Source organism: Bacteroides sp. ET225 (assembly GCF_024733745.1).
Taxonomy (GTDB): Bacteria; Bacteroidota; Bacteroidia; order Bacteroidales; family Bacteroidaceae; genus Phocaeicola; species Phocaeicola excrementipullorum.
Genome location: NZ_JANRHN010000014.1, coordinates 68,447 through 86,545, shown reverse-complemented (window position 1 = coordinate 86,545; position 18,099 = coordinate 68,447). Strand labels below are relative to the sequence as shown.

The following is an 18,099-nucleotide window of genomic DNA, read 5'->3' as shown; positions in this document are numbered from 1 at the left end:
GAATTATCCGTCATTTTTATCTCTTCACTGGAGTGAGGAGATCGTATCACTGAAGTGAAGAGATTGCATCGCTGGAGTGAAGAGATTGCATCGCTGGAGTGAAGAGGTTTGGCTGTCGGGATATTTTCTGCAGGCGGACGGCGGAAGTGCGGCCTGCTGCCTTGGCCGATGTCTGTCTGGTCTGCCTTTATTTGCCCCCACCTCCGATTTTGTAACACAATTGTAACATGCGTAACATTTCTGTTTCAGAAAAAAAGACTAACTTTGTGCCCAGAAAAAACATAGTGAATCAATAAACTAACGTATGGAAACCCTTTATTTAGGAATCGTTATTTTCCTGTTCATGCTGGCGGTGTTCGATCTGCTGGTAGGTGTCAGCAACGATGCTGTCAATTTCATGAATTCCGCCGTCGGCGCGAAAGTAGCAAAGTTCAGAACAATCGTCATTATTGCCGCTCTGGGAGTATTTGTCGGTGCTGTTTCAAGTAACGGAATGATGGATATAGCCCGTCACGGAATATTCCATCCGGTCAACTTCAGTTTCTACGACCTTATGTGTATTTTTCTTGCCGTTATGGTGACGGACGTGGTGCTGCTTGACATATTCAACACGTTGGGGCTTCCTACTTCAACTACGGTTTCGATGGTGTTCGAACTGCTGGGAGGAACATTCGTTCTTGCGATTCTGAAGATTATCGGAGATGAAACGGGGATGCTGAGCCTGGGTGACATGATGAATACGGAAAAGGCACTTTCTGTGATTATGGCCATCTTCCTTTCTGTAGCAATCGCTTTTGTGGCCGGTACGGTGGTACAGTACATTTCTCGAATCATCTTTACATTTAATTATAAGAAACATCTTTCTTGGACAATCGGAATCTTTGGCGGAATAGCGGTTACGGCCTTGGGATACTTCATCGTGATCCAGGGACTGGCCAGCGCCTCGTTCATGACGAAAGAGTCGATGCAGTGGGTGCTCGACAATACGCCGATGCTGGTGGGCGCCTGCCTTGTCGTTTCAACCGTCTTGATGCAGATTCTTCACTGGTGCAGAGTGAATGTGTTCAAGATTATCGTCCTTCTGGGAACGTTCTCTCTGGCTTTGGCTTTTGCCGGAAACGACCTTGTGAACTTTATCGGTGTGCCGCTGGCAGGCTTCTCTTCTTACACCGACTATGTGGCCAATGGCGCCGGAGTTGATCCTCATAACTTTATGATGGATTCGCTGATGGCTTCTGCCAAGACTCCGGTAGTGTTCCTTATTGCGGCCGGCCTTGTCATGGTCTACGCGCTGGCCACTTCTAAAAAAGCCCAGAATGTGATCAAGACTTCTGTCGATCTGGCACGCCAGGAGGAGGGAGATGAAATGTTCGGCTCTTCCGGACTTGCCCGTCTGATTGTGCGTCGCGCAACGAACTTCAACGATTTTATGGTGCGCAACATTCCGGCGGGAATGCGCAACTGGATTAACAGCCGCTTCAATAAAGACGACGTGATTCTTGAAAACGGTGCCGCTTTTGATATGGTGCGCGCCTCTGTCAATCTGGTGCTTTCGGGCTTGCTGATCATCATCGGTACCACCATGAAGCTGCCTCTTTCTACCACCTATGTGACATTTATCGTGGCTATGGGTACTTCGCTGGCCGACCGTGCGTGGAGCCGCGAAAGTGCAGTCTACCGCATTACAGGCGTGCTTTCCGTTATCGGCGGCTGGTTTATCACTGCATTTACGGCCTTCACCATTTGTGCCGTCGTGACATTTGTGATGTATTATGCCAGCTTTGTCGGCATGTTCCTGTTCATCGTGCTGGCGGTATTCCTGCTTGTGCGCAGCAACATCAAGTTCGGAAAGAAAGAGAAGCTGGAAGATCAGGACAACATTTTCAAGCGCATGATTCAGAGCAAGGACAAGGCCGAAGTGCTTGCGCTGCTTCGCGAACATGTGAAGGATACGCTTGCTTTTTATGTTGACTTTGCCGAAAAGAACTATGTGAAAGTAACCGACGGATTTATCAATGAGGACTTGAAGAGCCTCCGCAAGGCGATGAATGCAACGGATGAAGAAAAGAAGATGCTGAAGAAGCGCCGCCGCAAGGAAATCCTTGGCTTGCGCCGTCTTCCGATGACCGTGGCTATCGAGAAAAATACCTGGTTCCATCTCGGAAGCAACAGCTGCGAAGAGATGCTCTACTGCTTGAAGCGTATCTGTGAACCTTGCAAGGAGCATGTCGACAACAACTTCAATCCGGTTCCGGCCGAGTACGTGCAGGAATTCCTTCCGATGCGCGAACGTCTTTGCGACCTGATGGAGCGTACGAGGGCTTGCATTCTTGCCAACGACTATACGGATGCGGATAAGATCCTGAAAGAGGGAGATGACCTGAAGAACAGCATTTCTTCTCTCCGCAAGCAGCAGATGAACCACATCCAGGAAGCTGACAGCACTTATCTGAAGGCCAACATGGTTTACCTGAACATTCTGCAGGAATCTCAGGAGCTGGTAAGCATCTGGCGCCATCTGCTCCGTGCGAGCCGCTTCTTCCAGGCCGACTATGTCCCTCAAGAATCGTCTGAAATTGCTTTGGCAGAAGAAAAGTAAGAAAGATTTGTGAATCTTTATGATAGGGGTTAGGACGCAACGCCGGTTTGGGGCGTTGCGTCTTTTTTTATTTGGCGGAACTATTCGGCGTTTATTTCCACAAGCTCCCCGGTGACGGAGTTCATGATGAATCCTCTGACAGAGATGTCGTTCGGAACGAGCGGGTGATGCTTCACGATGGCTACGCTTTTCTGTACGGCTTCTTCCGTGTCGGTGAATCCGCTGAGCCACTGGCGGAGATTCACGTCGCAGTATTCCATCATGTCGATGTGGTCTTGCGAAACCCCTCTTTCGCGCATGTGTTTCAGCATTATTTCGCTGTCCATGTGCTGCACTCCGCAGTCCGTATGCCCGATAATCATCACCTCCTTCACTCCCAGTTCATAGATGGCCACCATCAGGCTTCGCATGGCACTTCCGAACGGGTGGTTGATGGTTCCTCCTGCGTTCTTTATCATCTTCACGTCGCCGTTCTTGATTCCCAGTGCGGCGGGGAGCAGTTCGGTCAGACGTGTGTCCATGCAGGTCACAATGGCAATTTTCTTGTCGGGATACTTGTTTGTGATGTATTTTTCATATCCCTTGCTCTCCACGAAAGAGCCGTTGAATTTAAGCAGTTCGTCTATCATGATTCTTTGTATTTAGGATTCTTTTTCAGGCAAAAATACATAATCTTTCGCCTGGCTTTAATCAGGGATGCGGGATTTTTCGTATTTTTGTAGAAAATCTATCAAACTGAAAATATATGGCAAAAGAACTCGCACTCAAGTACGGCTGCAACCCTAACCAGAAGCCGGCCCGCATTTTCATGCAGGAGGGAGAACTGCCGATTGAAGTCCTGAACGGACGCCCCGGATACATTAATTTTCTGGATGCGCTGAACGGATGGCAGTTGGTGAAAGAATTGAAAGAAGCTACCGGTATGCCGGCCGCAACCTCATTCAAACATGTAAGTCCTGCCGGAGCTGCTATCGGTTTGGAGCTGGACGATACATTGAAGAAAATTTATTTTGTGGATGATCTGCCGCTCTCTCCGCTGGCCAATGCATATGTGCGTGCCCGCGGCGCCGACCGTATGTCTTCTTACGGTGATTTCATCGCCCTGAGTGATGTGTGCGATGAAGAAACCGCACGCTTTATTCATCGGGAGGTTTCTGACGGCGTCATTGCTCCGGGCTATACTGATGCGGCGCTGGAAATATTGAAAAGCAAGCGTAAGGGAACTTACAATGTCATCAAGATCGATCCGGAATACAAGCCGAATCCGATAGAGCATAAAGATGTGTTTGGCGTTACTTTCGAGCAGGGACGCAATGAAATCAAGCTGAACGGCCCCGAATTGTTCGAAAACATTCCGACACAGAACAAGCATTTCACGGATGAGGCCAAACGTGATCTGATGATTGCGCTGATTACGCTGAAATATACCCAGTCAAATTCCGTATGTTATGTGAAGGACGGTCAGGCTATCGGTATCGGTGCTGGGCAGCAAAGCCGTATCCACTGCACCCGTCTGGCAGGCAATAAGGCGGATATCTGGTATCTGCGCCAGCATCCGAAGGTGCTCAATTTGCCGTGGGTGGAAAAAATCCGCCGGGCCGACCGTGACAATACGATTGATGTGTATATCAGTGAAGAACACGACGACGTGCTTGCCGAAGGCGTATGGCAGCAGTTCTTTACCGAGAAGCCGGCAGTGCTGACGCGTGAAGAAAAACGTGATTGGCTGAAATCGCTGAAGGGAGTTTCCCTCGGATCTGACGCTTTCTTCCCATTCGGTGACAATATTGAGCGTGCGCACAAGAGCGGCGTGGAGTTCATCGCTCAGGCCGGAGGCTCTGTACGCGACGACCATGTTATCGCCACTTGCGACAAGTATGGCATTGCAATGGCATTTACGGGCATCCGTCTGTTTCATCATTGATTTTTCTTTGCTGCAGATAGTGGTAATTCACCGCAGGCTTTTGCCTTGCGGTGAATTTTTTATGGATTCTTTTGCCGTTTCAGCAAAATATGATATATTTGCAGCCCATATTAGATACAGAACTCTTGGGCTTGTTTGGTTTTGACAGCGAGAGAGGTGGTATGTAAGCATGCAGTGCGTCGGTGATTTGCACTATAATCTCAGTTACTGAACTTTTATCTGGCAACGAAAACTATGCTCTCGCTGCTTAATCGAAGTACAGTAGATTAGCTTTATTTCTGCCACAGTGGCGGAAACGAGACATCGCTCAAAAGCTCTTGTTCCGAAGCGTTTGATAAAGCGGTGCAGCAAAATCGGGAATAGTTTCAGTCTTGTCCTGCGGCTGGGATGAAATTTTAGGGACTAAGGCACAAGTGGGTGGCTCTGGTCTTGCTTATGCACGAAAACCGAAGGCAGAGATAAGCATGTAGAAAGCGTATGGCTTCCTTGTTTGGACGAGGGTTCGACTCCCTCCAGGTCCACAAAGAGAATTTAAGACCCACTGAAGTTCAGTGGGTCTTTCTTTGGAGATACTTTTACATCCCGTTTCCTTTCTCTGTTTTTGCATGTATCTTTGGGGCTGTGCCCTGATTGGCATCGGTTGCCGTTGGTTTATTTTTTATTTAGGAGATTTTTATTGATGGAAATTGCTGTGTTGTTGTCGGGAGGGGTTGACAGTGCTGTTGCTGTGCATCAGTTGTGTGCGGAAGGCTATAAACCGTCCCTGTTCTATATCCGTATAGGTAATAATGAAAGCGGTTATTCAGACTGCTCGATGGAAGAAGATCTGGAAATGTGTCATGCCGTGGCCCGGCGTTACGGCTTGCCTTTGGAGGTGGTCGATCTGCATCAGGAATATTGGGACCGGGTAGTAACTTATGCTATCGAGAAAGTGCGGTGTGGGCTTACTCCGAACCCGGACGTGATGTGCAACCGCCTTATAAAATTCGGCTGTTTTGAAGAAAGGGTAGGGCATCTTTTTGATAAGATGGCTACAGGGCATTATGCCACTACGCTTGAGCGCGAGGGTAAAATATGGTTGGGAACCGCTGTAGACCCGGTGAAGGATCAGACCGATTTCTTGGCGCAGATTGACAGCCTGCAAGTGTCCAAACTGCTTTTCCCTGTGGGGAAGCTGATGAAAAGCGAGGTGAGAGAAATCGCCTTGAATATGAAGCTGCCCAATGCCAGACGACGGGACAGTCAAGGCATTTGTTTCTTGGGAAGGATTAATTACAATGACTTTATCCGTCATTTCTTGGGAGAGAAAGAAGGTGCGGTCGTGGAAAAAGAAACCGGCAAGATTCTGGGATCGCATCGTGGCTACTGGTTTCATACCATCGGGCAGCGCAAAGGACTGGGATTAGGCGGCGGTCCGTGGTTTGTGGTTGATAAGGATATTGACAGCAATGTGGTTTATGTGTCACATGGCTATGATACGCCTTTGCAATATGGAACTCGGGTCTGCTTGCATGATTTTCATTTCATTACAGATGCCCCTTGGCTTGGTGAAACGTTTCCGTTCGACGTTTGTTTCAAAATCCGCCATACTCCGGAGTTTATCCGAGGGAAGTTGATGCGTGCAGGTGAAAGTTCAGTCTATGTGCTGGAGTCTGAGGCTCCGTTGCAGGGAATTGCTCCGGGGCAGTTCGGCGTGATTTACGATCGTGATGCCCGCATCTGCTTTGGAAGCGGAGAGATACGCTTCTGAGCGTTGGTTGCGTTTTAAGTATTTGAAAGAGGGAGGCTTGGGTCTTCCTTTTTTCTTGTGCATACAAAAAAATGGATGCATCGCAATGATACATCCATTCAGTGGAGCGGAAGACGGGACTCAAACCCGCGACCCTCAGCTTGGAAGGCTAATGCTCTATCAACTGAGCTACTTCCGCAGTTGTGTGGGCAAGGATGGATTCGAACCACCGAAGGCATAAGCCAGCAGATTTACAGTCTGCCCCATTTGGCCACTCTGGTACTTGCCCCCATTTTGTTGTAATTATGAAAAAGAGCGGAAGACGGGACTCAAACCCGCGACCCTCAGCTTGGAAGGCTAATGCTCTATCAACTGAGCTACTTCCGCAATTGTGTGGGCAAGGATGGATTCGAACCACCGAAGGCATAAGCCAGCAGATTTACAGTCTGCCCCATTTGGCCACTCTGGTACTTGCCCAACACGCAATGAACTGTTGTTTTTTCAATTGCGTTGCAAAGGTACAACTATTTTCTTAATCTGCAAACAAAATCAATCATTTTTATTGCTGTTACAGCACATTCATCTCCTTTATTACCCAATTTCCCGCCAGCGCGATCTTCAGCCTGCTGCATATTGTTGGTTGTGATGAGTCCGTAAATAACAGGTATGTCCTGAGTTGCATTCAAGTGGGTGAGTCCCTGTGTAGCACCGCTGCATACATAGTCGAAGTGAGGAGTTTCTCCGCGTATTACGCATCCCAAAGCGATGACCGCATCTACTTTTCCGCTTTTGACGAATTGGGCTGATCCGAAAGTCAGTTCAAAACTTCCCGGGACAGTGTATACCAAGATGTTTTCATCTTTGGCTCCATGTTTTTTCAGTGTCTTGACTGCTCCTTCAAGCAGTGCTCCTGTTATGTTGTGGTTCCATTCTGATACGACAATGCCGAAACGCATTTCCGATGCGTCCGGAACAGAATTGAAGTCATAGTCTGACAAGTTATGATAAGCTGTAGCCATAGTGGTTTGTGGTTTAAATATTGTTTTATAAATGACTGAAGCGAAGAATCAGAATCTGTTCCGGTCCTTCGCTTCAATCGTTATCATCAAGGATGTTTTTGTATTATTTCAAAGAAGCGCGTTCGATGTATTTGTCAATATCCATTGCCTGGTAAGAATTGGCATACTTGGTCTTTACCTCTTTATATACTTTTACTGCATCTTCATTTTTGCCTTGCTTTTCGAGAATCTGGCCGGCTTGAATCAGATAAATCGGACTGAGTGTCATACTGTTTGCCTTCTCGGCTGCGTTTTGAAGCGTTGAAGCTGCCTTGTCAAGCTGTCCGAGCTGCGCGTAGCAGTTTCCCAATGTTCCTAAAACAGCCGGTGCTACCAGTGCGTCTTTGCCGCTGAACTTGTCAAGATATTTCACAGCGTCTTCGTATTTGCCAAGCTGCGCATAGCAGATTCCTGCATAAGCGTTTGCCAGATTTCCGGCATCGGTGCCGCTGAATTCATCAGCCAGCTTTACGAAGCCTGCATATCCCAGACTGTCGCCGTTCAGTGCGATTTCAAATTGGTCTATTCCGAAGTATTGTTCGCCTTTGAATATTGCTTCAGAAGCTTTGATTTCTTTTGGGGTAGCGATGAAATGGTTGTAGGCCAAGAATCCGCCGACGATAACCACTATTGCAACGATGGCTCCCAAGAATACGTTTTTGTTTTTGATCAGGAACGCTTCAGAAGTGCTTAATGCTTCGTCCACATTCATAGGTTCGTGAGTGTGCTTTTGTTCAGTCATTTTTATTGTTGTTTTTTTATTATTTCCTTGTTCGATTTTCAGTCAGCAAAAGTAGTTTATTTATACTTATAAATGAAATTTGGAGCCATGTTTTTTTATCAATACTGCTTTTATTCTTAATTTTGTATCGTAAAAGGATGGAAATATGTGGCTGAAACGGATATCAATACTTAATTATAAGAATCTGGAGCAAGTGGAACTGGATTTTTCGCGGAAGATGAACTGCATCATCGGGAAGAACGGAATGGGAAAGACCAACCTGATGGATGCGGTGTATTATCTGTCGTTCTGCAAAAGTGCGACAAACTCTGTCGATTCCCAGAATATCCGTCATGGGCAGGACTTTTTTGTCCTTCAGGGATTCTATGAAACGGACGGAGGAGAGCCGGAAGAACTCTATTGCGGACTGAAAGCCCGCCAAAAGAAAAAGTTCAAGCGCAACAAAAAAGAGTACAGCCGTTTTTCCGACCACATCGGGCTGATACCTTTGGTGCTGGTTTCTCCTTCTGACTCTTTGTTGATTGCCGGCGGAAGTGAGGAACGGCGCAAATTCATGGACATGGTGATTTCGCAGTATGACCGCGGATACCTGGATGCCTTGATTCGTTACAACAAGGCTGTCAGCCAGCGCAACACTCTGTTGAAGTCGGAGGTTGAACCGGATGAAGAGCTGATGTCGGTTTGGGAAGAAATGATGGCGTCTTCCGGGGAGATTGTCTATGCAGGGCGGAAAGCTTTCATTGATGAGTTCATACCTATTTTCCAGTCGTATTATTCTTATATATCGCAGGATCAGGAATGTGTAAGTCTGGCCTATCAGTCGTGTGCTTCGCAGGGAGATCTGCTTGCCCAAATACAGCAGAACCGGCAGAAGGACAGGGTTATGGGATTTTCTTTGAAAGGAGTTCATAAGGATGACCTGATTATGAAAATAGGCGATTTCCCCATTAAGCGCGAAGGATCGCAGGGGCAGAACAAAACGTACTTGATTGCATTGAAACTGGCTCAGTTTGAATTTCTGAAGCGTACAGGAAGCCGGACTACTCCTTTAGTGCTGCTTGACGACATATTTGACAAGCTGGATGCTTCGCGCGTGGAGCAGATTGTGAAAGTGGTTGCAGGGGACAGTTTCGGGCAGATATTCATTACTGACACAAACCGTGACCATCTGGATAAAATATTGCGCAAAATCGAAGGCGACTACAAGCTTTTTGAAGTGGACAACGGCATTGTGTCGGAACGGAAGGAGGATTTATGAAGCGGAGCAATACCGAACTGTTAGGTGATGTAATCAGGCGGTATCTCCGTTTGGAGGGACTTGAAACGCCGCTGAATGAATATCGTCTGGTAGACGCATGGAAAGATGTGGTGGGACCGGCCGTTACCCGCTACACAACGAATCTTTATATCCGTAACCAGGTGCTTTACGTGCATCTTGCTTCGTCTGTGGTGCGCCAGGAACTGATGATGGCGCGCGAGATGCTTGTCCGCAATTTGAATGCTCAGGTAGGTTCGCAAGTTATAGTGGATATTGTGTTTCGCTGACACGCCCGTTTTCTGTCCATACCTCGTTCATTTTCTGATCGCTGCTTTCTGCCGGGATTTTATCCAGCAGTTGGAATCCGAAGCATATGCCGATGCGGTAGGTGTGTCTGAGCCTGTACAGTGTGCGGTCGTAATAGCCTTTTCCCCGGCCAAGTCTGTTGCCCTGTCTGTCGAATGCCACTCCGGGGATTATAGCCAATTCGATGTCTTGTTCTTCGACGAGCGTTCCGTCGGCCGGCTCTCCGATGCCGAAACAACCCGGCTTCAGATTCCTTATGCCATTGTATATTCTGAGTTCCAGTTCATCGCCTTTGATGACAGGCAGTACAATCCGTTTGCTCTTTTCCCATTTTTCGATGAACTTGTGTGTCTGCACTTCGTCGGGAAGAGAGTGATAGAGCAATACGGTTTGCGCCCGTTTGAAGCGCGGATGGTCTTCCAGCTTTTGCAGCAGGCTGGAAGACCATTCTGAAAGTTGCGCTTCGGCGTACAGTTTCTTTTGAGCGGCAATTTGCTTACGCAGTTTCTGTTTTTCTTCGTTCATCATTTTCTTTGGCTGCTTGTTCGGATGCAGGAGCCTGCGGGAAAGATTCTCCTTTCTCGAGCACTTCCACTGCTTTCTGCACCGTATTGTCTGTTTTGTTCAAGAACTCGATATAAGCTTCAATGCCCAACATGTTATAGATTATATTTCCATACAGGCTGAGCTCGAACAATTCTCTTGATTTCATCATGAGATTATTGCGGCGTTTCAGTCCCCTTTTCTCAGCCCATCCAGCAAACTGGTTAAGCAGGTTCTGCTTTTTCAGGTAAGCTTCCATCTTTTCCGGTGTATCGTATTCTTGCAGTTTCTGCCGGTTATGGTCTGTATAGTCGAACGAATACCGGATGATCAGTCCCCTGTTTGCCGCCATACGGAAATAAGAAGTCATTCCGGTCGTGTCCTGAGGAACGAAAATGTCAGGCATGATTCCTCCGCCTCCATAAACCGGGCGTCCCAGGCTGGTATGGTATACTTCTTTCTCGTTCTGCTTGATGCTGTCGGCCGAGAAGAACTCCCCGTGTTCGTATCTTGTCAGCAGATCCAGTTCGTATTCGTCTTCTTTCCCTTTTTCATAAGGCTTCTGGATGCAGCGACCCGAAGGGGTGTAGTAGCGGGCAATGGTCAGCCGGATGGCAGAACCGTCGCTGAACTCTATCGGCTGCTGCACCAGCCCTTTGCCGAACGAGCGCCGTCCGATGATGGTTCCGCGGTCATTGTCCTGGATGGCTCCGGCAAATATTTCGCTTGCGGATGCCGACCCCTCGTCCACCAGCACGATGAGCGGCATCTTCTGGCTGCTTCCTGTCCCGTTTGACGTGTAGTTCTCACGCGGAGCCTTGCGCCCTTGCGTATAGACGATGAGTCGGTTGTTAGGCAGAAATTCGTTCACCATCTGGATGGCAGCTGCCATATATCCCCCTGTGTTCCCCCGCAGGTCGATAATCATCCCTTCGCAGTTCTTCTGATTCAGCTTGGCCAGTGCAACCAACAGTTCGGGATAAGTGGTTTCTCCAAATTTGTTGACCTTTACATAACCGAACTTGTCGGTGATCATATAGGCTGCATCAACGCTTTTGACCGGAATGTCGCCGCGCACCACCGTAAAATGAAGCGTTCCTTTTTCTCCGGGGCGGTAGATGCCTAACTTCACCTTGCTGCCCTTTTCTCCCTTCAGACGTTTCATGGCTTCCTGGTTGGTGACGATTTTTCCGACGAATGCCGAATCATCCACTTCAATGATGCGGTCGCCGGCCATCAGTCCGACTTTTTCAGAAGGTCCGCCTTTTATTACACTGTTCACATGGATGGTGTCGTCCTGGATAGTGAATTGGATGCCGATTCCGCTGAAGCTGCCTTTCAGATCTGCGGTGACGGCTTCCAGGTCTTTGGCTGGAATGTAGGAAGAGTGCGGATCGAGTTCAGAAAGTATCTGGGGCATCGCTTCCTCCACCAGGTCTGTGATGTTGACTGTGTCCACGTATTGTTCGTCGATGATATGCAGCAGCGCGTTCAGTTTGTTGGATGAAGTATTGATGATGCCCAGTTTGTTTCCGGAAAAATGGTTCGCATAGAATGTGCCTATGGCTATACCTGCTACCAGACACACTGCCAGCAGGAAGGGCATGAACCGTGAATTGTTGTTTTTCATATCTTTTTGTTTTATATGTTTTCTGGATTCAGGTAGACTACCTCTATGTCAGCCCGTTTCAGCAGTTCGATACCGTCTTCCAGGCGGTATTTTTCAGCGTAGACCACACGTTTGATGCCTGCCTGTATAATCAGTTTGGCGCATTCGATGCACGGAGATGCGGTCACGTACATGGTAGCGCCTTCGCTGCTGTTGCTTGAGCGTGCTATTTTGGTGATGGCGTTTGCCTCTGCGTGAAGTACATAAGGCTTTGTCAGTCCGTGTTCGTCTTCGCATACGTTTTCGAAGCCCGAAGGCGTGCCGTTGTATCCGTCGGAAATGATCATTTTGTCTTTCACGATCAGCGCGCCCACCTGCCTGCGCTGGCAATAGGAGTTCTCTGCCCATATTTGTGCCATGTGCATGTATCTTTTATCCAAGATTTCCTGTTTATGTTCTGTCTGTTTCATGGTTAAATCAGATGCCTAAAGGATAAAATTGAATGAAGTGGTTTCTTTCTGAGTTGAAAAGTTTGATGAACCGAGAGTTTCCCCGATAGAACTGGGCGTTCTGGATTTCATCATGAAAAGTCTTGTCGAGTCCGCTTGGAGTGCTGCTCGGGTTAAGGGTGATTGAAATTGTCTGGTCTTTTCCGTTTGCGCTCCATCTTCCTGTGAATGAGAAAGAGCTGCCTTTCCCTTCCAGCGTTCCGTCGTCAGAGAATTGGATGATATATACGTCAGCATTCTCATTGATCTGACGGATTTCGCTTTGCGTCAAAGACGATGTACCTTTATTGTCATCTTCCCAGTCGGATGTAGTGTAAGAGGAACTCCAGTGCCATGTCTGTCCGTTGGCGAATATTTCCATGATGTCATCCTCCTGGTTGCATCCGCACAAAATCAGCGGAAGCATTGCTACAGCCAGGATGTATCTTAAGTTCTTCATAATTGTATATCAATAATGTTATTGTTTTATTCCGTTTCTTCTGAGCAGTGCATCGATTGTTGGCCCTTGTCCGCGGAAGCGTTTGTAGAGCGTCATCGGATGTTCGGTGCCTCCTTTCGACAGGATGCAGTCGCGGAACGACTGCGCCACTTTGCTGTTGAATATGCCTTTCTCCTGAAATAGCGAGAACGCGTCGGCATCCAGCACTTCCGCCCATTTGTAGCTGTAGTATCCGGCGGCGTAGCCTCCCGACATGATATGGCCGAACTGTACGCTCATGCAGGTTTCGTCGGGTTGGGGAAGTGTCTGCGCCTTTGTCCACGATTCCTTTTCGTAGGCTTTCACATCCCCTTCAAACGGTGAGGTGCGGGTGTACCATGCCATGTCGAGCAGTCCGAAGCTTACTTGCCGCAGGCAAGCGTAAGCCGCATTGAAGTTGGACGAATCGATTATGCGCCGGATCAGTTCCTCCGGAATCGGCTCTCCTGTCACGTAATGGCGTGCGAAGGTGCTCAGAAACTCTTTTTCCGTCGCAAAGTTCTCCATAATCTGAGAGGGAAGTTCTACGAAATCCCAGTATACGTTGGTTCCGCTCATGCTCTTGAACCGGGTGTTTGCGAATATGCCGTGGAGCGCATGTCCGAATTCATGCAGAAAAGTGGTCACTTCTGAGAAAGTCAGCAATGCCGGCCGATCGGAAGTGGGTTTCGTGAAGTTCGTTGTTATGGAAACGTGCGGACGGCTGTTGTTGCCTTCAGCGTCGGTCCATTGCTCTTTGTAGCTGGTCATCCATGCGCCGGAGCGTTTGCCTGCCCTCGGGTGGAAGTCGGCATAAAGTACGGCCAGGTAGCTTCCGTCTTTGTCGTATACCTCATAAGCCTGAACGTCGGGATGGTAAACGGGAATCTCCTTGTTTTCCTTGAAAGTGATTCCGTAAAGTCTTGTGGCGAGTCCGAAAACTCCCTGCTTTACCTTGCCCAGCTCGAAGTAGGGGCGAAGTTCTTCGTCGTTCAGGCTGTATTTCCGGTCTTTCAGCTTTTCGGCATAATAAGAGAAATCCCAGGGCATCAGGATGAAGTTTTCGCCTTCCGTTTCGCGTGCCAATTTTTCAACTTCCTCCACTTCCTTGCGTGCGGCTGGAGAATAGGCATCCAGCAAGTCGTTCAGCAGCTTGTATACATTGCCGCTGTTCTCTGCCATCCGTTTGCGCAGCACATAGTCCGCAAAGTCTTTAAATCCGAGCAGTTGTGCCATTTCCATGCGGATGTTTACGATCCGCTTCACTATTTCCGTGTTGTTGTATTCGTTGGCGTGCGTGCATTGCGTGTTGTAAGCCATGTAGAGCTTCTTGCGCAGCCCGCGTTTTGCGCTGTATTTCATGAAAGGCACATAGCTGGGTGCCTGCAGGGTAAACATCCAGCAGTCTTTCTTGCCTTTTTCCTCAGCAGCATGTCTGGCAGCCTCGACGGTGCTTTCCGGCAATCCTTCCAGTTCGTTTTTGTCTGTCAGGACAAGTTCGAAGTTGTTTGTTTCTTTCAAGTGGTTTTGGGCGAACTTCAAGGTGAGCGAACTCAGTTCGGCCGACAGTTTCCGGTAGATTTCCTTGTCGCTGTCGGAGAGGTCTGCCCCGTTGCGCATGAATCCGTCGTAAGTCTTTTGCAGAAGCTGTTCCTCTTCAGCAGTCAGTTTTAGCGATTCTTTTTGCGCATACACCTGTTTGATACGGCTGAACAGCTTGGGGTTCAGGCTTATGTTGTTGCTGTGTTCAGACAGTTCCGGCATCATTTTTTCTGCCAGCGCGTCCATTTCATCGCATGTTTCCGCACTCATCAGGTTGAAGAACACGGTGGTGACACGTTCCAGCAGTGCGCCCGAATTCTCCAGAGCCAGAATGGTGTTCTCGAAAGTGGGCGGTTCCGTATTGTCGGTTATCCGCTCGATTTCCCTGTCTTCCTCATTCATTCCTTCACGGATGGCAGGCTCATAGTCATTCAGCTCAATCCGGTTGAACGGAACGGTTTCGTGCGGTGTTCCGTATGCGTGCAGAAAAGGGTTTTCTCTGTGGGTGTTCATTTGTTCGTTTCCTTTTTCTTTTTGTTTTTACAGAAGTCAATCAGCGTTGCAAGCTCGGGCACTAATATTTTCTTCCGGCTGAGCTTTATCAGTCCGTTGTCCTGCATGTCATTGAGGGCGGTCGAGATGTTCAGCCTGGTGTCGGTGAGCATTTCGGCAAAATCCTCCATCTTCACATACAATGTTTTCGGTCCCTGCTGCGTGTTGCAGCGCAGTGTGAGGAACGATATGATTTTTTCGTACGTGTTTCCTATGCGTACGTCCCATAATTTCTTGTTGAGCATTTGCGCCCGGCTGCTCAGCATGTTGAGGTAGTTGAGCATGAAGATATCGTAGAGCCTGAGGTTGATCAGCAGATATTTCTTGTCGATGGTCAGTACGTTAGTTTCTGTGGAAGCGAAGTAAGTTGCGCTGTAGTACGGCTTCAGCCCGAAGAGCGAGTATGGCTCGATGATATGGGGCGCCTTTATGGTTTCCTGAAGCATATATTTCTGGTCCGGATCATACGCTTCATACAACACTTCTCCGTCCAGAATGAAGATAAGCTTTTTGCATGCCTCCTCTTCTCTTGCAATGATTGCGTCCTTGCTGTATTTATGGAAATGCAGTTTCACTTTTTCAATGATTTGGGTGAACTCGTTCTTTCCCAATCCCTGAAATAGCGGTAGCTGCAACAGCTTGTCATACATTTGAAATTCCATTTTCATTAACTTTGTTAAGTTATCGTTTTAACATACAAAGTTAACCATAAATTTGACAAGGATGCGTTTGCCGTGCTGCCTTTTATCTTTTTTATCGTTTCTTACAGTCTGATAATGTTTTTGATCTTTGTCGCGGCTGTTTCTGTATCTTCAGTCTGAAGATGTGCATCTCCAGGTTGGATATATATATCTCTAGCCTGAAGATTTGTATCTTCAGGCTAGAGATACAGAGTTCGTGGGGAAATTTGTTTTTGATTGTCTGGTTGTATTTATTGTAATTTGTGCTATCTTTGCCCAAAACTGATTCAAGACTTATAAGACTTATGGGTGCATTTGATTTTCAAGAGCTGTTGAGCGCTTTTATCGTGCTTTTTGCCGTGATTGATATATTCGGGGCTATACCGATTATTTTAGATCAGAAGCAGAAGGGAAGGACGGTCAACGCTATTCGTGCTACGCTTATCGCTTTTGCGTTGTTGCTGGGATTCTTTTTTGCCGGTGACATGATGTTGCGTCTTTTTCAGGTGGATATAGCTTCGTTTGCGGTGGCCGGTGCTTTCGTTATTTTCTTGATGTCGCTTGAAATGATTCTTGACATTGAGATATTCAAGAATATCGGCCCCATTAAAGAGGCGACGCTTGTTCCTCTTGTCTTTCCGCTGCTGGCAGGAGCCGGTTCGTTTACTACCTTGCTTTCGTTGCGGGCGGAGTATGCTTCGGTCAATATTATTCTGGCGCTGGTACTGAATATGATATGTGTTTTTCTGGTGCTTAAGCTGACCGACCGCATCGAGCGTCTTTTGGGCAAGGGCGGAATTTATGTCATCCGGAAGTTTTTCGGAATCATCCTGCTGGCCATTTCCGTCCGCTTGTTTACTGCCAATCTGACTTCGCTTATCGAACAGTTCTATGCCTTGAAGTAAAGAGTTCCGTTGGCTGACAGAAATGCAGACTGTTGTCTTAAACTTTGTGAAATGCCTTAATTTTCAGAAAAAGGATGCCTTTTCTTTTTGCGTGGAGTGGTATTTGCAGTTCCTTGGTCACAGAAACTAATCTCAGAAAATTATGGAAAAGAAAGGTTATATTGGCATTTTGACATCGGGAGGCGATGCTTCGGGCATGAATGCTACTATCCGTGCCATTACGCGGAGTGCTATTTGCAACGGTTATAAAGTCAAAGGTATTTATAGGGGCTACGAAGGCCTGATTCACGATGAGATTCGTGAACTGACCTCTGAAGATGTAAGCAACATTATCCAGCGGGGAGGCACGATTCTGAAAACGGCCCGTTCGAAAGATTTTGAAACGCCAGAAGGAAGGCAGAAGGCATACGAAGTGATGCAGAAAGAGGAAATTACCGCATTGTTTGTTATCGGTGGAAACGGCTCCCTTACAGGTGCCAGGGTATTTGCTCAGGAACATGACGATGTGGTGTGCATCGGATTGCCGGGAACCATTGACAACGACTTGTGCGGTACGGACCGTACGATCGGTTATGATACGGCGCTTAATACGATTGTCGACTGTGTAGACAAGATTCGTGATACGGCCACTTCGCACGAGCGCATATTTTTTGTGGAGGTGATGGGACGTGATGCCGGATTTCTCGCGCAGAACAGTGCGATTGCTTCGGGAGCTGAGGCTGCCATTATTCCGGAAGACCAGACCGACAAGGATCAGTTGGAGGAGTTTATCAGCCGTGGTTTCAGAAAGACCAAGAACAGCAGCATCGTCATCGTGACGGAAAGTGCTACGGGTAAAGGTGCGGCTTATTATGCCGACCGTGTGAAGAAGGAGTATCCGCAATATGACGTGCGTGTCACAATTCTCGGTCATTTGCAGCGGGGCGGTTCGCCAAGTGCGGGCGACCGTATCCTGGCCAGCCGTTTGGGATGCGCCTCCATTCAGGCTTTGATGGAGGGGCAGCGTAATGTGATGATAGGTATCCGTAACGACAAAGTGGTTTATGTGCCCATAGCGGAAGCCATCAAGCAGCATAAGCCTATCGACAACAGTTTGATTGACGTGCTTAACGAGCTGTCGATTTAATGGTGTTAATCAGCAAAAAAGCCACAGGAGGATTGCAGGTAAATCATTCTGTGGCTTTTGTTTTTTCTCTCTTTAATATTCATCGTTGGCGTAGAGGTAAGGCAGTGCGTTGGGCGTATAGTCAAAGATTTCTTCCGGCTTGAAGAAGCGGTTGAGTTCCACAATCGCATGTTCGGGAGAGTCGGATGTGTGTACGATGTTTTCTTGTCCGCTGACGCTGTAATCTCCCCGGATGGTTCCCGGTTCGGCTTTTCGCCCGTTGGTTGCTCCTGTCATGGAGCGTACGACCTGTACTGCATCAACGCCTTCATAACAGCATACGATGACAGGAGAGGCCATCATGGATTTTTTCACACGGCTGAAAAACGGCTTGTCTGCCAGATGCGCATAGTGTTCATTCAGCAACTCGTCGTTCAGTTGCATCATTTTCATTCCTGCCAGTTGCAGACCTTTCCGTTCGAAACGTGAAGTGATTTCTCCCACCAGTCCGCGTTGTACTGCGCTGGGTTTCAGAATGACTAATGTTTTTTCAAGATTCATTGTTATGGTTTTAAAAGGTT

18 protein-coding genes, 4 tRNA genes and 1 other RNA gene are annotated in these 18,099 nt (G+C 47.9%); 8 read left to right on the top strand and 15 right to left on the bottom strand.

Annotated features, from left to right (window positions below):
* On the bottom strand, window positions 1-218 hold a 218-nt coding region (locus tag NW212_RS08005; protein ID WP_258338125.1), incomplete at its 3' end, for a hypothetical protein.
* An 86-nt stretch (window positions 219-304) separates the two neighbouring features.
* Here NW212_RS08005 and NW212_RS08000 point away from each other — a divergent pair.
* Complete coding sequence (locus NW212_RS08000; RefSeq protein ID WP_258338124.1) at window positions 305-2,599, top strand: inorganic phosphate transporter; 2,295 nt, start codon at window positions 305-307, stop codon at window positions 2,597-2,599.
* A gap of 80 nt (window positions 2,600-2,679) precedes the next feature.
* Here NW212_RS08000 and NW212_RS07995 read toward each other — a convergent pair whose 3' ends face one another.
* Entirely contained in the window at window positions 2,680-3,228 is a 549-nt protein-coding gene (locus NW212_RS07995; protein WP_258338123.1) for a carbonic anhydrase, read from the bottom strand.
* Window positions 3,229-3,344: 116 nt separating this feature from the next.
* Here NW212_RS07995 and NW212_RS07990 point away from each other — a divergent pair, with 116 nt between their 5' ends.
* The 3 genes from NW212_RS07990 (at window position 3,345) to mnmA (ending at window position 6,273) form a co-directional block, all read left to right on the top strand.
* Window positions 3,345-4,523, top strand: coding sequence for a phosphoribosylaminoimidazolecarboxamide formyltransferase (locus tag NW212_RS07990; protein WP_258338122.1), 1,179 nt, complete (start codon window positions 3,345-3,347; stop codon window positions 4,521-4,523).
* 127 nt (window positions 4,524-4,650) lie between these two features.
* Window positions 4,651-5,047, top strand: a transfer-messenger RNA (tmRNA) gene (ssrA, locus tag NW212_RS07985).
* A 155-nt stretch (window positions 5,048-5,202) separates the two neighbouring features.
* The gene (gene mnmA / locus NW212_RS07980; RefSeq protein WP_258338121.1) at window positions 5,203-6,273 is read left to right on the top strand and encodes a tRNA 2-thiouridine(34) synthase MnmA; all 1,071 of its coding nucleotides are present in this window, start codon (window positions 5,203-5,205) and stop codon (window positions 6,271-6,273) included.
* Window positions 6,274-6,375: 102 nt separating this feature from the next.
* On the opposite strand, the gene NW212_RS07975 is transcribed toward mnmA, so the two are convergent.
* The 6 genes from NW212_RS07975 to NW212_RS07950 all read right to left on the bottom strand — a co-directional run bounded on the left by NW212_RS07975 (window position 6,376) and on the right by NW212_RS07950 (window position 8,052).
* A tRNA-Gly gene (locus NW212_RS07975) sits at window positions 6,376-6,451 on the bottom strand.
* Window positions 6,452-6,458: 7 nt separating this feature from the next.
* Window positions 6,459-6,541, bottom strand: a tRNA-Tyr gene (locus tag NW212_RS07970).
* 25 nt (window positions 6,542-6,566) lie between these two features.
* Window positions 6,567-6,639, bottom strand: a tRNA-Gly gene (locus NW212_RS07965).
* 7 nt (window positions 6,640-6,646) lie between these two features.
* Window positions 6,647-6,729 (bottom strand) — tRNA-Tyr (locus NW212_RS07960).
* Window positions 6,730-6,776: 47 nt separating this feature from the next.
* Window positions 6,777-7,271, bottom strand: coding sequence for a 6,7-dimethyl-8-ribityllumazine synthase (gene ribH / locus NW212_RS07955; protein WP_258338120.1), 495 nt, complete (start codon window positions 7,269-7,271; stop codon window positions 6,777-6,779).
* A 103-nt stretch (window positions 7,272-7,374) separates the two neighbouring features.
* Entirely contained in the window at window positions 7,375-8,052 is a 678-nt protein-coding gene (locus NW212_RS07950) for a tol-pal system YbgF family protein (RefSeq protein ID WP_258338119.1), read from the bottom strand.
* 145 nt (window positions 8,053-8,197) lie between these two features.
* On the opposite strand from NW212_RS07950, the gene recF reads away from it, so the two are divergent.
* Window positions 8,198-9,310: a DNA replication/repair protein RecF gene (gene recF / locus NW212_RS07945; RefSeq protein WP_258338118.1), complete on the top strand. Its 1,113-nt coding sequence runs from the start codon at window positions 8,198-8,200 to the stop codon at window positions 9,308-9,310.
* Window positions 9,307-9,597, top strand: a complete 291-nt coding sequence (locus tag NW212_RS07940; RefSeq protein ID WP_258338117.1) for a DUF721 domain-containing protein — start codon at window positions 9,307-9,309, stop codon at window positions 9,595-9,597. The genes recF and NW212_RS07940 overlap by 4 nt, the downstream gene beginning before the upstream one ends.
* Here the strand turns inward: NW212_RS07940 and NW212_RS07935 are convergent.
* From NW212_RS07935 to NW212_RS07910, 6 genes are read right to left on the bottom strand one after another with little or no spacing between them, the layout of a single operon-like run.
* The gene (locus NW212_RS07935) at window positions 9,572-10,144 is read right to left on the bottom strand and encodes a 5-formyltetrahydrofolate cyclo-ligase (protein ID WP_258338116.1); all 573 of its coding nucleotides are present in this window, start codon (window positions 10,142-10,144) and stop codon (window positions 9,572-9,574) included. The genes NW212_RS07940 and NW212_RS07935 overlap by 26 nt on opposite strands.
* Complete coding sequence (locus tag NW212_RS07930; RefSeq protein WP_258338115.1) at window positions 10,113-11,789, bottom strand: S41 family peptidase; 1,677 nt, start codon at window positions 11,787-11,789, stop codon at window positions 10,113-10,115. Before NW212_RS07930 ends, NW212_RS07935 begins: the two co-directional genes overlap by 32 nt.
* A gap of 11 nt (window positions 11,790-11,800) precedes the next feature.
* The gene (locus NW212_RS07925; protein WP_258338114.1) at window positions 11,801-12,238 is read right to left on the bottom strand and encodes a dCMP deaminase family protein; all 438 of its coding nucleotides are present in this window, start codon (window positions 12,236-12,238) and stop codon (window positions 11,801-11,803) included.
* A 7-nt stretch (window positions 12,239-12,245) separates the two neighbouring features.
* Entirely contained in the window at window positions 12,246-12,716 is a 471-nt protein-coding gene (locus NW212_RS07920) for a DUF4847 family protein (RefSeq protein WP_258338113.1), read from the bottom strand.
* Between the two features lie 18 nt (window positions 12,717-12,734).
* A complete protein-coding gene (locus tag NW212_RS07915; protein WP_258338112.1) occupies window positions 12,735-14,789 on the bottom strand; it encodes a M3 family metallopeptidase in 2,055 nt (684 codons plus the stop codon).
* A complete protein-coding gene (locus tag NW212_RS07910) occupies window positions 14,786-15,490 on the bottom strand; it encodes a Crp/Fnr family transcriptional regulator (protein ID WP_258338111.1) in 705 nt (234 codons plus the stop codon). The genes NW212_RS07915 and NW212_RS07910 overlap by 4 nt, the downstream gene beginning before the upstream one ends.
* A 323-nt stretch (window positions 15,491-15,813) precedes the next feature.
* On the opposite strand from NW212_RS07910, the gene NW212_RS07905 reads away from it, so the two are divergent.
* On the top strand, window positions 15,814-16,413 hold the full coding sequence (locus tag NW212_RS07905; RefSeq protein WP_258338110.1) for a MarC family protein: 600 nt from the start codon (window positions 15,814-15,816) through the stop codon (window positions 16,411-16,413).
* A gap of 142 nt (window positions 16,414-16,555) precedes the next feature.
* Window positions 16,556-17,539, top strand: coding sequence for a 6-phosphofructokinase (pfkA, locus tag NW212_RS07900; protein WP_258338109.1), 984 nt, complete (start codon window positions 16,556-16,558; stop codon window positions 17,537-17,539).
* A gap of 72 nt (window positions 17,540-17,611) precedes the next feature.
* Here the strand turns inward: pfkA and ndk are convergent, their stop codons facing one another.
* On the bottom strand, window positions 17,612-18,079 hold the full coding sequence (gene ndk, locus NW212_RS07895; RefSeq protein ID WP_258338108.1) for a nucleoside-diphosphate kinase: 468 nt from the start codon (window positions 18,077-18,079) through the stop codon (window positions 17,612-17,614).
* Between the last annotated feature and the right edge of the window lie 20 nt (window positions 18,080-18,099).

Excerpts from the sequence above, each read along its gene's own strand:
- ribH (WP_258338120.1), bottom strand. The coding sequence starts at position 7,271 with ATGGCTACAGCTTATCATAACTTGTCAGACTATGACTTCAATTCTGTT.
- NW212_RS07940 (WP_258338117.1), top strand. The coding sequence starts at position 9,307 with ATGAAGCGGAGCAATACCGAACTGTTAGGTGATGTAATCAGGCGGTAT.
- NW212_RS07990 (WP_258338122.1), top strand. The coding sequence starts at position 3,345 with ATGGCAAAAGAACTCGCACTCAAGTACGGCTGCAACCCTAACCAGAAG.
- NW212_RS07905 (WP_258338110.1), top strand. The coding sequence starts at position 15,814 with ATGGGTGCATTTGATTTTCAAGAGCTGTTGAGCGCTTTTATCGTGCTT.
- NW212_RS07950 (WP_258338119.1), bottom strand. The coding sequence starts at position 8,052 with ATGACTGAACAAAAGCACACTCACGAACCTATGAATGTGGACGAAGCA.
- ndk (WP_258338108.1), bottom strand. The coding sequence starts at position 18,079 with ATGAATCTTGAAAAAACATTAGTCATTCTGAAACCCAGCGCAGTACAA.
- NW212_RS07935 (WP_258338116.1), bottom strand. The coding sequence starts at position 10,144 with ATGATGAACGAAGAAAAACAGAAACTGCGTAAGCAAATTGCCGCTCAA.
- NW212_RS08000 (WP_258338124.1), top strand. The coding sequence starts at position 305 with ATGGAAACCCTTTATTTAGGAATCGTTATTTTCCTGTTCATGCTGGCG.
- NW212_RS07925 (WP_258338114.1), bottom strand. The coding sequence starts at position 12,238 with ATGAAACAGACAGAACATAAACAGGAAATCTTGGATAAAAGATACATG.
- NW212_RS07995 (WP_258338123.1), bottom strand. The coding sequence starts at position 3,228 with ATGATAGACGAACTGCTTAAATTCAACGGCTCTTTCGTGGAGAGCAAG.
- mnmA (WP_258338121.1), top strand. The coding sequence starts at position 5,203 with ATGGAAATTGCTGTGTTGTTGTCGGGAGGGGTTGACAGTGCTGTTGCT.
- pfkA (WP_258338109.1), top strand. The coding sequence starts at position 16,556 with ATGGAAAAGAAAGGTTATATTGGCATTTTGACATCGGGAGGCGATGCT.
- NW212_RS07920 (WP_258338113.1), bottom strand. The coding sequence starts at position 12,716 with ATGAAGAACTTAAGATACATCCTGGCTGTAGCAATGCTTCCGCTGATT.
- NW212_RS07910 (WP_258338111.1), bottom strand. The coding sequence starts at position 15,490 with ATGGAATTTCAAATGTATGACAAGCTGTTGCAGCTACCGCTATTTCAG.
- NW212_RS07930 (WP_258338115.1), bottom strand. The coding sequence starts at position 11,789 with ATGAAAAACAACAATTCACGGTTCATGCCCTTCCTGCTGGCAGTGTGT.
- recF (WP_258338118.1), top strand. The coding sequence starts at position 8,198 with ATGTGGCTGAAACGGATATCAATACTTAATTATAAGAATCTGGAGCAA.
- NW212_RS07915 (WP_258338112.1), bottom strand. The coding sequence starts at position 14,789 with ATGAACACCCACAGAGAAAACCCTTTTCTGCACGCATACGGAACACCG.